This is a genomic window from Nocardia amamiensis NBRC 102102 (assembly GCF_001612745.1).
In the GTDB taxonomy this organism is placed as follows: domain Bacteria; phylum Actinomycetota; class Actinomycetes; order Mycobacteriales; family Mycobacteriaceae; genus Nocardia; species Nocardia amamiensis.
The window spans coordinates 1-11,995 of record NZ_BDBA01000276.1 but is presented as its reverse complement, the minus strand read 5'-3'; the positions used below and the strand labels follow the sequence as shown (position 1 = coordinate 11,995).

Sequence of the window (11,995 nt, the reverse complement as noted above, 5' to 3'; positions counted from 1 at the left end):
TTCTCTGAACTGTATTGAGGTGTCCGGGTTTCGGACGTGGGCGGTCAGGATTCGGTTGTGGGAGCGGGGATTCCGAGATCGACCGGTGCGGTGGTGGTGCGGGTGCGGCGATCGAGTTGGGTGAGTTTGTCCTCGGCGCCGGCGAGGCTGATTTTGAGGCCCTCGACTTCGCCGAGCCAGCCTTCGCGTTCGGCTTCGGCGATGCGGTCGATGAGGTTATCGCGGATCTCGACCAGCCGGGCGCGTTGAGCAGGGTCCGGCCAGAGGAGCGCGCATTTCACGCAGGCGTGTTCATGCGCGCACGGACTGGAAAATGCGCGTCCGCAGGTGCCGAGGGAGACCTTGCGGCGTTCGAAGTGGCCGAGGAACTCTTCCCATTCGGCCTCGGTCGGGGCGCGGTATTCCTCGCTGGGCCGCAGGCTGCGGCGCCGCGCCAGGAACGCCAGGTGAGCTTGGATGGCTTCCTCGGGATAGACGGCCTTGTAGCCCATGGTGACGTTGATGTCGCGGTGACCGGCGATGATCTGGGCGATGTGGGGTGGCAATCCGTTGAGCACGGCGCTGGTGATCCAGATCCGCCTTGTCTCCGCAGTGGCAGTGTGCGGTCGGGTTTGTGTTGCGTTTGACTTCGCCGACTCCCATCGCGGAGTTCGTGACCGGGGTCGCGGTTCGTGTTGCGATAGAATGAAAAGAATTGTGATGGACGTCACTGTCGGATCGGTTCCTGCGGTTGGCGACGGGGTGTGCCGGGATCGGTGGTCGGTGAGCCTGGTTCTCGGAGCCGAGCGTGCGGTGGCTTCCGGTGGATAATGTTGTGCCCTATGGGGTCTGAACCGGTAGAGGATGTTGGCAGGTTGCCGGGTAAGCGGATGGGGGCGGGCGCGTTGTTCGTCGACGAGCTGGGCCGGGTGTTGCTGGTCGAGCCGACGTATAAGAACTACTGGGAATTGCCCGGTGGCGTTGTCGAAGCCGGGGAATCGCCCTTTGCTGCGGTTGTCCGGGAGGTCGATGAAGAGCTCGGGCTGGCTGTGCGAATGGGCCGGTTGTTGGTGGTGGATTGGGTTCCGCCCGGTCTGTATCCCAGCGACGGGGTGATGTTGGTGTATGACGGTGGACTGCTGAGTGCCGATCAGACAGCGGCGATAGTCCTTCAGGCGGAAGAGCTTCGAAGCTGGGCATGGTGTGATGAGACCGAGGCTGCGAAGCGACTGCCGGATGTGCTGGCTCGGCGTGTGGCAGCAGCGTGCCGAGCTCGCCGTGAGGGTGTGACGGCATATCTGGAAGATGGCCGCGCTGTCGTGTGACATCGACAACCTGCATCGACGCGTCAGCATGGGCCGATGATCTTCTGTCTGGCCGGGAGTCGGGCGATGTGCATGTCCGGGTCTGCGGTGGCGCGGAGCCGGAGGATTTCTTCATGCTGGGCGGCGAGGCGGGACAGGGCTTGGTTTCGGAACTCTGTGAGCTCCTGGATTGTCGAGTTGGCCTGGGTGAGACGGCTTTTCAGCTTCTCGACCTCGGTCTTGAAACGTTGGATCTGTGCAACTTTGGGGTCGGGAGTTTCCCCGGCCTGCTGGAGTTGCTGGAGTCGATGTTCGAATTCGGCGCGCAGATGTGCGTAGGGCCGGTCGCCGTAGAAGGCGGTGCGGTCGACGCTGGACTGCGCGGCGAGGGTCGTGATGTCGCAGTTTCCCCCGTCCGGAATATCCCCTCGTAGGAGCCGGTCCATGGTGGCGCGGATGCGGTTCTCGTTTTGGACGCGTTGTGCGGCAGTGATTCTCATGCGTGGTCCTGTGGGATTCCTGTGGTGGCAGCTGCGGCGTCGATGGCGTCGATGACCCGGAGGGCCCGGTCGTAGTCGGCTTGTAAACGGGCCTTGTCGGTGCGGCGGGTCGCGCCGAGGCTGCCGAGGAAGGTTTTGGTCTGTTCGGCGTGTTCGGCCCAAACCGGCCGATGTTGGGCATGGTGGGTGGCCTGCGGGCAGCGTGCCGAGTCACACATTCCTGCCAGTGGCCGGTCGGCGTGTGGGGTGCCGGCGAGTTTGAGGCAGAGGGCGCGGGAAGGGTCGGTGAACCAGCAGTAGTTCGCGGTCCCGAGGTGGAGAGTGCGGGCTCGTTTGGTGAGCAGGTTGAGGATTTCCCGGTCGCTGGCTTGGGTTTTCGGCGCGGCGGGGTCCAGGAGTTTGCCGTCGACGTGGGTGAAGAACTCAGTTGGGAGTAGCTCTTCTGCAGGGAGCGTCTGAGCTGCGGTAACAGGGTTGAGGCTGTTGCGCAGGTCGGGTACGGCTTATTGTCGGATCGGGGGTTCGGAGGCGGCGATGGGCTCGTGGTTGGACGAACTCGGTCGGCGCGAAGCCGACGCCCGGCAGCGGGCGCAGGGGTTGCGTGAGCGGATCGCGGAGCTGTCGCAGCAGTTGGCGACCGAGGAGCTGTTGTTGTCGCGGTTGCAGGTCACGCGGGAGACGATGGTCGAGATCCTCGGTGCGGCAGTTGATCTCGATGCGCCGGTGGCCTTGGATGACGCTGATGCGGATTCATCGGAACCGATGCCGGAGTCCGGGGGTGGGTCACCGATCGGGGTGGTGTTGGTGCCCCGGCGTGGGCCGGGGATGGAGTCGTCGGTGTTGCCGGAGGACTATCAGGATGTCCTGGACGTCCTCACCGATGCCGGACGGGGGTTGCGGGCCGGGCATATCGCCGCGGCGCTCGGGCTCGAGGTCGCTCCGGCGAAGGTGGAGGGGCTGCGCTCGAAACTCAAGCGCCTGGTCGCGCGGGTCTGGTTGAACGAGCAGACGCCGGGCTTGTTCTCGATCATCGAATGAGGTTGGTGCATAGCGTTATTGACGGGCTCTTCCCCGTAGTTTCGAAGATGCCACTCAACAGAAACCTCTCGGAAGAAGAGCCCGGTGACACGTTACGACGCGGGCGCGATAGCTGACCCCTTTGACGATTCGAGAAAACTATTCGAGTCCTTGGTCGCCGATTTCGCGGGTCCGGCGACCGCGACGCTGCCTCACCACCAGCTCGAGGATGTCGTCCATGCGCGAGGCCGGGAAGTGCTGCGGCAACTGCTGCAGGACCATCTCGATCTGCGGGCGCTGCGCGAGGAAGCCGAACTGGCCCGCCACCGACAGGAGCACGGGCCGGTTCTCGGGCGAAATCGCGTCGAGCACAACCACACTCGACAGCTGGCGACCCTTGTCGGACCGGTGACGGTGCGCCGATGCGCCCTGCGCGCGCCCGGTGAACGCAATATCTATCCCGCTGATGTGGTGTTGTCGCTGCCGACGGGGCGTCACAGCCACGGGCTACGCCGCCAAGCAGTCCTCGAAGCGGTCCGATCCTCCTATGACACAACACGATCGGCGATCACGCGATGGTGTGGTCCGGTGGCCGGAAAACGGCAACTCGAAGGGCTCGTCACCGCGGCGGCGGTCGATATCGACGCCTTCTACGCGGCGAGGGTTCCGCAGCCGGCCGCCGCGGACACACTGCTGGTGGTCTCGGTCGACGGCAAGGGCATCGTCATGCGGCCCGAAGCGCTGCGCGAGGCCACCCGCAAGGCGGCCGACGCCGCGACCGGCGTGTTCCGGACCCGTCTGGCCTCGGGCGAGAAGCCGCACCGCAAGCGCATGGCCACCCTCGCCGCGGTGTACGACGCCGATCCCGCACCCCGACGACCACACGACGTCATCGCCGTTCCCGGCGGACCGCGCCGCAGTGACCGACAGCCACGACCCGGCCCACACGCGGCGAGCACCTGGCTGACCGCCTCGATCGACAAAAGCCCCGCCGAGGTCGTCGCCGCGGCGTTCGCCCACGCCGAGGCCCGTGACCCCACCCACGAGCGGACCTGGATCGCCGTGGTCGACGGCGATTACCGCCAGATCGAGTTGATCCGCGGTGAAGCCGCCCGGCACCACGCTCGCGTTCACATCGTGCTGGATCTGGTGCACGTCCTGGAATATCTCTGGCGGGCCGGCTGGTGCTTCCACGCTCCCGGCGATCCGGCCGTCGAGGACTGGGTCGCCACCGCAGCCCTGCGTGTTCTGGGCGGCTACGCCGGTCAGGTCGCCGACATCATCGAAACCGACGCCCTCGACCTACCACCGGACCGCCGCGACGGCGCGCGGAACGCCGTCCGTTACCTGCGGGGTCACCTCGAGTTCCTCTGCTACGACACCGCTTTGGCGGGCGGCTGGCCGATCGCGACCGGCGTCATCGAAGGAGCGGCCCGCCACCTCGTCGCCGACCGCCTCGACATCGGTGGCGCCCGATGGGGATTGACCGGAGCCGAAGCCATCCTCACCCTCCGCGCCGTGATCGACAACGGCGACTTCGACACCTACTGGGCCTATCACCTCGCCCGCGAACACCAACGCACCCACCCCGTCGACTATCGACTCGCCGCCTGATCAACCGTCACTGCAGAAGAGCTACTCCCAACTCAGTTAGTTCCCGCGCGCCGGGCCCCGCGGGCATGATGCCTTGCTGGTAGTTGCGGAACTCGGTCAAGACCAGTTCCAGGTTGCGGTCGGTTTCGTGCTTGTTCACTTCGGCCAGCAGTTCGGCCTGTGCCCCACCGGGTTTGGAAACATAGCCTTCGGTCGTGGCGACGGCGATGTGCTTGAGGTGCCATTTCGCGGCCAGCATTCCGCCTGGCCGGTAGGCCAGCTCGATGGCCAGCGTGCGGCGCAGGGCGCGCAGACTGACCGCGGTGTCGGGGATCGGGGCGAGCCGAGCCGTTGGCCGGTCGGTCCGTTGACCCAGTTCCGCAACCAGGTGAAGCGGATGTCGAAGGCGAACCGGCCCAGCAGCGGTGCGCCGGGTTCGGGCTCGTCGTGGAGTCGTTCGAGCAATTGAACGGCTCGATAGACCGGTTCGATGACGACCCATTCGTCATCGACACCACCGAGTCGCTGGCCTTTGACCACGCGGCTGGCCAGCCGGTAACGCACCAGATCCGGACCATAGCGTTCCGGAGGTCGGCAGCAGCCGACTTCCAGTTCCATCAACTCGCTCGACCGCATGCCGGACAACGCTGCCAGCACGGTGATCGCGGCGGTGCGGACGATCCCGACAACGGCGACGGCTTGTTCGCGGTCCAGCGGAACCGTCCAGCAGACCTGATCACCGGTATCGGCTCGCTCGACTGCGGCGGCGCTGCGGGCGAACTGGCGTTGTGCGCCAACCGCGTCCAGCGTGGCCTCGATGCGGGGACGCAGATGCGGCAGCCAGTCGGTCATGAACTGCGTGAATCCGGCCTGTCGGGCCAAGACTCCCAACGAGATCGTGAGCAGCGGGTCCTGCGGCGACCAGCCCCGCGCGATGCGTTGCCGGACCCAGTGCTCGGGCAGAATGGGCAGCGGTTCGGCCCGACGTCGGTAACCAGCAAGCAGCCGGGTGAACTCCGCGAGCGGCAACCGCCCGGTCGGGGTGTGGGCTCCCTGCCGGATCGACCACTTCCGATCGGCGTCGATGACTTGGCGGGCCAGCGTGATCGCGTGCGGTGCGATCACGTCGACCAGGTAGGTGGCCGCGTTCAGTAGTGGTCGCAGGATCGTGTCGTTGAGCGGTTGTGTCTTGTTGTGGCCTGTGCCGCAGGGCATTTCGGCGATCGCCGATGGTGCCGCTCCGCCCCAGGGGCGGAGTGCGGCCGGGACGCGGTCGCTGGTGAACAACTCCCGATGGTTGATCAGGTCGACGACGATCTGAGCTGCGGCCCGCCGGGTGGCGGGCGATCGTTCGCCCACGACATGGCCGTTGTCGTCGAGGATATAGCGGCGGTGGGCCAGATAGTTCTCGCAATCGGTGTCGGTGACGGCGGCCAGGCTCGTGACCTGCTCAGCAGTCAGCCAGGCCAGGAACCGGGTGAGTTCGTCGAGGCGGGCCTTGGTGGTGTTGAGATGCAGCGGAGTGCGATAGCCGCGCGGCAGCAACGCGACCGCGTCGTGGCGGGGCGCGAGCATCGCGACGATCTGTTCCTTGGCCAGCAGCCGCCATCGGGGCTCGGTGATCGTGGTGAAGACGAACCGGCGGTTCACCATCGACATCTGAACCGGCAGGCCGATGACCTCGGTGAAGTCCCAGAGGTCATGTTCGAAGAACGGGCGAGACGCGCCGACGGGCAAACTGAGGCCCGCCAGCGCGCAGATGTCGGCCCCGGCGAACGGTGACCGCCGGTGCTGGTCTTCGCCGGGGTTGAGGGCAGCAACGGTCATCGTGTGAATTCCTCGGGACGCAAAGGGATCTCGGAGTCGGTGTCGGTGAAGTGGTCGGCTGCGCGGGCAACGACCACCGGGTCGAATCGGCTCAGGACGTGATCGATGCGGTGGGCGTAGGGGCCGAACACCGCCATGAACTGGGCGGCGGGCATCTGCTGCCACTGTCGGCTGAAGAATGCCTTGAGCCGCAACAGATTCGCCGCGTGACGGGGTGCGAACACGGCCAGCGGGCAGAGCAAACAGACCCAGGGGCGTGCCGGGCAAGGCTTGCCCTTGGGACCGTGCAGTCCGGACAACTGGTCGGCGCAGGCCGCGGTGAACACGTCGCGTTCACCGCCGACCAGCTCGGCCAGCGCAGTGCCGTCGAGCCCGAGTTCGGCGACCAGCCGCGGATAGTCGCGAGCCAGATCGGTGGAGTTCTCCTCGGTGAGAATGGTCGCCGGCTGGGCGCGTCGCAGCAGATCATATTGAGCGTCTTCGATGATCGCCTCGACAGCCCGCTGCTGTGCGGGTGTGGTCGCGGTGAGGTAGCGGTCGCCTTCGACCTCCGCGGTGTGGTTCGGGTCGATGGTGGCGCGCCCGCGCCCGGCCCAGGTCGTCTTGTCCCGCGAGGCGTGGAAAGTGGTGCGGATCCGCGATCGATGGATCTTCAGAGGCCGGCCGTCGGAATCGAGCAGCCTGTGCCGAACTACCCAGCGCTGAATGCCCATTCGAGCGCCGCCTCCTGCCTTCGCCGACAGCTCCGTGCCGCCGGGCTTGCAGAGCCGCAACCACAACTGCCTGCGCTCGACCGGATCGGCATGGCTTCGCAGCAGTGCCGAATGCGCCAGCCACTGCTCGAGCAACCGAACCGCGTTGCGCGGCAGGTTCAGGCTCTCGGCCGCGGTGCGGCCCTTGATGTAGGACAGCAGGATCGTGGAGTCGCCCGCCCAGTCGATGTCGTCGGCGACCAGGTCGTCGATGCCGTCGGGAACAATGCCGGAATAGGCGCCGAACAGCAGCTTGTAGGCGATCACCGTGTTCAGGTCGGGAAACAGGTCGCGGCTGGCATCGAGGACGCGGCCGTTTTGCCAGACCACGTTGTGCGAGCAGCCCAAGTGCTCGCCGAAGGCGACCACTCCGACCGGCCCGACGCGGGCCAGCAGCCAGCGCAGATTCTGCGCGGTCCATCCGTGTTCGCGGGGATGACGGCCGCGTTCGGCCGCGGCCAGGGCGGCGCGGTGCCGGGCGAACGTGTCGTCGGTGATCGCCTTGCAGGTGCGGATCAACTTGTCCCAGTCCGCTTCCGGGTAAGGCGGAAGTTGATGATGGCTGCGCTGCGGATTGAATGCGCGTCCAGAAGCCAGTTCCGCCAGCCGGGCATCGACCGATCCGCCTGCGGCCTGGACCCCTTGCAGCATCCGCCGCGTGCATGCCTCCTTCGGCCCGGACGTCCCCATCCAGTACTCGGCCATCATCGGCCTGGTCAAAGCCCCAGCCCCACCGGCGAATCCACGATCAGCCAGATAGCGAACCAGGTGACGGATGGACTGCTCATAGTGACCGACCGAGCCCGCGGCATTGACCGTGCCGTGCGGGTGGATCAGCTCCACCAGTCCGACGAGCAAGTCCAGAACCAGCTCTCGGCAGGGCAGACCTTCCAGCACGAACCTCGCGGTGGATCCGTCGCTGAACACGCACGAGATCGCCAAGGGGTCCTTGCTCACGACGGCCGGCATCAGCAGCCCCCGCGCGTGGTGTCATCGGCGAACTCGGCATCCGCCTCGGCCTGCGCATCACCTGCCGAGGTCAAACCTTCGGCCGCGCCTGCGGTTTCGTAGGCTTCCCGGTAGATCCGGGTCATGTCCAAGCGTTTGAGGTATTTCTCGGTCACCAGCACCGAGCTGTGGCCGAGAAGATCACGCAGCACCAGCAGCGCATCGGCCTTGGTCAGATAGAACACCAGCGCGGCATCAGCATCGGTGTCGCGCACCAGCTTCGCCGCCTGCCGATAATGCCCGGTCACCAGAAACTCCAACGTGCGCATCGCGAACGAATGCCGCAGCCGGTGCGGATGAACATGCGGGAACCGCGGCTCGAACCGGGCCCGCAAACGATCGGAGGTGCGTTCGAACACCGTCGCCCAGGCAGTGAACGGGCCGCCATCGCTGCGCAATGCGATCAGACAGGAACCGCCGCCGGGTGCCACCAGTCGAAGCCGCTCCTGCGGTGTCAATGTCTCCCAGGCCCGACGGACGCCATTGATCCGGCCGCCGCGCGCGTCGGGCTCGGTGACCAGCAGCGGCTCGCCGCGCCGTGGCCGCCAGACCGAGCCCTCGGCGGTCATCGCTCGATCGAGGTCTATGTATCGATGCAGTGCCGCCAGCGCCTCGTAGGAGATCCAGGTGATGCGGAACTTGCGGCCCTTCGTGATCCCTGACGCGACCGGGAACGGGATTGGAACAACAGTGGGTTCGGCTGGCAGAGCGGGGATTTCGTAGGTCAGCAGGTGAGTGAACTCTTGCAGCCGCAACCCAGTCGAGAGTGCCAGTTCTCCGATCGCGCCGTTGCGGGCCAGCTCGCGGCCGTGGTATCCGGTGTCGAGGACACCATCGGGTGCCAGACCCCGCAGCCCGGCCAGGAACAGTGCGGCGAAGTCCGGCTCCAAGTACTTGATCGTCACGTGCGGTTTCGGTGTCCGGCGCACCGCCAGATTTACTTTCACCTCACGACCGGTGCCGCCGAACAACGCTCGAGCGGTCCGGTAGGTGAACGGCTCCGCAGCCGCCAGGCCCTCTTCGATCGCCCACTTGTAGAACAGCGACAGGATGCTCATGTGCTGGCCCCACGTGGTCGCCGCGAGCCGCCGCGGCAGCGGCCCGGTAGCTCGATGCTCGGCGTACCGGCTCAGCGCGAGCTTCAACCGGTCCCGCGAATCGAACAGGCTCACACCGTGTTCGGCGAGGAACACCATCCAATCCCGCACCGCTCGCGCATACGCCTCCCACGTGTTCGGCGACGGCGCGCCGCTGGCCGGCAGCAACCGCAGCCACTGATTCACCACCACGGTCGGCCGCGCCGCGCCCGGCCCGTTCTCGAACAACAAATCGACATCGACCAGCACCGGCATGCCCTCCGGAATCACCGGCCGATGCTCGACGTCCCAGGACTCCCAGCCCTGCGACGAGTAGAAGCTCAGGATCATGGACGCTGACAGTAGAAACGCCACACGCCCCGGCGCAACAGCCAAACACAGAGGCCGCCCGCCCCTTTCGGGCTTATCGCAACACGCAAACTAAGCGGGGACAACTCGTCGGAAGTCGTGCGGCGTGAAAGCCAAACGCTGCCCATCGACGTCGCGGAGGTCGGCGTAGTCAGCGGCGCGGATCAGCAGCCGGGCCACCCCGGTTCGACTCATCGCGGTCGGCGTGCCGGAGTGCAAGCGTTGCAGCAGCAGCGGCTGTGGGGCAGCGAACTCGTGATCCAGGTAGTCATAGCGCGCGACGAGAGGAACATGCTCACCGCCGACGCGGACCCGGTTCACAATGCGGGCCAGGGCGTGTGCCAGTTCCGGGCAGACCGGCAGAACCCGTTCTCGGTCGGTCTTGGACGGCGCGATCTGCAGCAGCACCACCAGCTGCCCGTCGGCCATGGTGTAGTGACGGATCGACAGATGGCTCAGCTCGAGCAGCTCCTCGATCCGAATTCCGGTCAGCCGCAACACTTCGATGACCGCCCACGCCCAGAACGCCTCGTCCTCAAGCTTGCGGCAGTTGATCAGTTTCGCCGCTGGTTCGTCGGCCAACCTCACACGGACCGGCAGTGCGCCACTGACGTTCTTGTCCCGAGCCGGGATGGGAAGACGCCGATAGCGATGGCCGACGAAGGCGAATTCGCCGCCCGGGTCGGTGGTTTCGGCCGCAGCTAGCAGCGCCGCGGCGTCGGTGAGGCGTCGGTGCGCACTGGCGACCAGTTTCGGCAGCGCTGGCGCCAGGGTCCGGGTGCGGGCGTGCATCCGCGCTCGGTTGTGGTGCTTGACCTTGGCGAAGGGCCGCAGGTCGCCTTCGCTGACCGGAGGTGGCGCCACCCACAAACCCCAGGTAGCGGGGTCTTCGGCCGCCCAGTGGGCGATGTCGAGGTAGAAGCTGCGGACCATGATGAGGATGCTGTGGACGTCCCGGCGGGGTCGGCCATCCGGCAGGATCCACAACCGTTCCTGCCAGGACCGCGCGATGTCCGGGCCGAGCCGGATCGAGTCGATGCCCGGGTGGTGTTGTTCCAGGTCGGCCCAGAAGGTGCCAGCGAGGCGGGTGGCCAGGCCGCGTAGCGATCCGTAGTCCAGTGCGGTCTGTCGTTCGGTCAGATAGCGCACGAGCAGATTCCGCACGGGGCGGCAGGCGATGCGATGGCGGTCGACCATGTCCTCGACGGTGTATTTGTTGCTGAGACGCAGCGTGTGACGCGACAGCAATCCCGGGTCGTCCACGATGCCGAGCTGTCGCAGCAGTTGGTGGGCGGTTTGCAGACCGGGCACGGTCGTGCGGCCGTGCGCCCGGCAGGCGTCGGCGTAGTCGAGCAGGTCGGCGGTGGTCAGCTCGGTCATTGTCTTGCCGGTGTGGATAAGCACGCGCGTCACCAGGGCGACGGCGAATTCCAGCATCCGCCTGGGGACTCGGCCCGCGTCGGCGGCCTGCACGAGCCGATCGATGTCGACGCGGCCCGTCGTGGCCCGCAGTTGTTCTTTGAGGCTCGCTGAGGCCGGCAGCCGCAGCAGCCACCCGTAGCTCGGGCGCAGCACCCGGTGACACATGAGCGACTGGACCGCGCTGTTCAGCGCCGCCCGCTGGTAGTGGTTCACTGCGTCGGCTGCCGTCAGCCAGTCCTCGGCGTCGTCGAATCCGGCTGCCTCCCAACGGTCTTGCCAGCTGTCGCCAGGCAGCCCTTCTAGCCGTCCGAGCAGCATTCGCAGTCCGGCCAGGCGCAGCCGCACGGTGCCGATCGAGAGATTCATCGTCGCGGCGTCGGTGCGGACGAGGGAAACGAGGTGATCCGATGAAGGTGCCACCTCCGTCAGCGCTACGTCTGTCACGACATCGCTTGCCCGAGCAGCACCGCCAGATCACCGCGGTCGTAGGCCCAGCCCTTGGCGGGGGTGGGCTCCAGTGGGCCCTGATGGTGCGCACGGACGCGGGCGATGACGTCTTCTGGACGCGCCACCAGGTAGGGCTCGCTGCTGGCCAGCGTGCGATGCCGCAGGTGTGCTCGAACATCGGTGATCGGGATGGCAGGGTCGCTCGCCAATCGAATTCCGCAGGTGTGGCGGAAGTCGTGCAGCACCAGGTCGGCCCCGAGCTTGGCGTTGACGCGCAGCAGCATCGCCCGCAACGCCTGATACCGCAACGGCCGGTAGGGCTTGCGCAGTGTGAGCCACAAGGCGTCGTGCGGGCTGTCCTGGGGCCGTTCGCCGGTCAGGTAGCCGCGCAGCCACAGCAGTGCGTCCGGCGACACCGCGACCCATTCCGGCGTGCGGGTTCCCTTGCCGATCAATCGGATTCGCTGGCCACCCCAGTCCACATCGGTGAGCGTCATGCCGAGTAGTTCGCTGGCGCGGGCACCCGAGGACACCAGCAGCGCCACGATGGCACGGTCCGGATCGCTGGTGAGTGTCCCGAAGACTTCGTCGTAAAGCGGATCCGGGATCGCGCGTGGCACCAGGGCGGCGGTCTTTTGCCGGTAGCTGTCGGCGTTCACGGAAATCCCCAGGTTGAGCCGGTTTTCGTTCAGGTAATGGCT

General features: G+C 66.6%; 12 protein-coding genes. 3 read left to right on the top strand and 9 right to left on the bottom strand.

The genetic code is table 11. The annotated features are described in order from the left end of the window. Positions 1 to 44: 44 nt before the first annotated feature. Positions 45 to 557: a hypothetical protein gene (locus NA4_RS41020; RefSeq protein WP_067479811.1), complete on the bottom strand. Its 513-nt coding sequence runs from the start codon at positions 555 to 557 to the stop codon at positions 45 to 47. A 252-nt stretch (positions 558 to 809) separates the two neighbouring features. On the opposite strand from NA4_RS41020, the gene NA4_RS34945 reads away from it, so the two are divergent. After that, the gene (locus NA4_RS34945; protein WP_307188626.1) at positions 810 to 1,304 is read left to right on the top strand and encodes an NUDIX domain-containing protein; all 495 of its coding nucleotides are present in this window, start codon (positions 810 to 812) and stop codon (positions 1,302 to 1,304) included. Between the two features lie 23 nt (positions 1,305 to 1,327). On the opposite strand, the gene NA4_RS34940 is transcribed toward NA4_RS34945, so the two are convergent. Together NA4_RS34940 and NA4_RS42975 are read right to left on the bottom strand one after the other, a co-directional pair. After that, positions 1,328 to 1,783 (bottom strand): hypothetical protein, encoded by a 456-nt coding sequence (locus tag NA4_RS34940; RefSeq protein WP_067479807.1) that lies wholly within the window; start codon positions 1,781 to 1,783, stop codon positions 1,328 to 1,330. Further along, on the bottom strand, positions 1,780 to 2,001 hold the full coding sequence (locus NA4_RS42975; protein WP_067479805.1) for a hypothetical protein: 222 nt from the start codon (positions 1,999 to 2,001) through the stop codon (positions 1,780 to 1,782). Before NA4_RS42975 ends, NA4_RS34940 begins: the two co-directional genes overlap by 4 nt. A gap of 316 nt (positions 2,002 to 2,317) precedes the next feature. Here NA4_RS42975 and NA4_RS34930 point away from each other — a divergent pair, with 316 nt between their 5' ends. Both NA4_RS34930 and NA4_RS34920 read left to right on the top strand, forming a co-directional pair. Further along, positions 2,318 to 2,821 (top strand): hypothetical protein, encoded by a 504-nt coding sequence (locus NA4_RS34930; RefSeq protein WP_067479803.1) that lies wholly within the window; start codon positions 2,318 to 2,320, stop codon positions 2,819 to 2,821. An 84-nt stretch (positions 2,822 to 2,905) separates the two neighbouring features. Continuing rightward, positions 2,906 to 4,414, top strand: coding sequence for an ISKra4 family transposase (locus tag NA4_RS34920; protein WP_084497729.1), 1,509 nt, complete (start codon positions 2,906 to 2,908; stop codon positions 4,412 to 4,414). Between the two features lie 7 nt (positions 4,415 to 4,421). On the opposite strand, the gene NA4_RS43405 is transcribed toward NA4_RS34920, so the two are convergent. From NA4_RS43405 to NA4_RS34895, 6 genes are all read right to left on the bottom strand, one after another. Continuing rightward, positions 4,422 to 4,553, bottom strand: coding sequence for a hypothetical protein (locus NA4_RS43405; protein WP_281180097.1), 132 nt, complete (start codon positions 4,551 to 4,553; stop codon positions 4,422 to 4,424). Beyond that, positions 4,550 to 6,220, bottom strand: a complete 1,671-nt coding sequence (locus tag NA4_RS34915) for a hypothetical protein (protein ID WP_067479799.1) — start codon at positions 6,218 to 6,220, stop codon at positions 4,550 to 4,552. The genes NA4_RS43405 and NA4_RS34915 overlap by 4 nt, the downstream gene beginning before the upstream one ends. Continuing rightward, positions 6,217 to 7,929: a hypothetical protein gene (locus NA4_RS34910; protein ID WP_245671729.1), complete on the bottom strand. Its 1,713-nt coding sequence runs from the start codon at positions 7,927 to 7,929 to the stop codon at positions 6,217 to 6,219. Before NA4_RS34910 ends, NA4_RS34915 begins: the two co-directional genes overlap by 4 nt. Before the next feature lie 11 nt (positions 7,930 to 7,940). Then, a complete protein-coding gene (locus NA4_RS34905) occupies positions 7,941 to 9,407 on the bottom strand; it encodes a tyrosine-type recombinase/integrase (protein ID WP_067479796.1) in 1,467 nt (488 codons plus the stop codon). A 90-nt stretch (positions 9,408 to 9,497) separates the two neighbouring features. After that, positions 9,498 to 11,267 (bottom strand): site-specific integrase, encoded by a 1,770-nt coding sequence (locus tag NA4_RS34900; protein ID WP_157129496.1) that lies wholly within the window; start codon positions 11,265 to 11,267, stop codon positions 9,498 to 9,500. 20 nt (positions 11,268 to 11,287) lie between these two features. After that, on the bottom strand, positions 11,288 to 11,995 hold a 708-nt coding region (locus NA4_RS34895), incomplete at its 5' end, for a tyrosine-type recombinase/integrase (RefSeq protein WP_157129495.1).

What these genes read in the sequence shown, in the direction of transcription:
- NA4_RS34945 (WP_307188626.1), top strand. Translation starts at nt 810, where the DNA reads ATGTTGTGCCCTATGGGGTCTGAACCGGTAGAGGATGTTGGCAGGTTG.
- NA4_RS34940 (WP_067479807.1), bottom strand. Translation starts at nt 1,783, where the DNA reads ATGAGAATCACTGCCGCACAACGCGTCCAAAACGAGAACCGCATCCGC.
- NA4_RS42975 (WP_067479805.1), bottom strand. Translation starts at nt 2,001, where the DNA reads ATGTGTGACTCGGCACGCTGCCCGCAGGCCACCCACCATGCCCAACAT.
- NA4_RS34930 (WP_067479803.1), top strand. Translation starts at nt 2,318, where the DNA reads ATGGGCTCGTGGTTGGACGAACTCGGTCGGCGCGAAGCCGACGCCCGG.
- NA4_RS34915 (WP_067479799.1), bottom strand. Translation starts at nt 6,220, where the DNA reads ATGACCGTTGCTGCCCTCAACCCCGGCGAAGACCAGCACCGGCGGTCA.
- NA4_RS34905 (WP_067479796.1), bottom strand. Translation starts at nt 9,407, where the DNA reads ATGATCCTGAGCTTCTACTCGTCGCAGGGCTGGGAGTCCTGGGACGTC.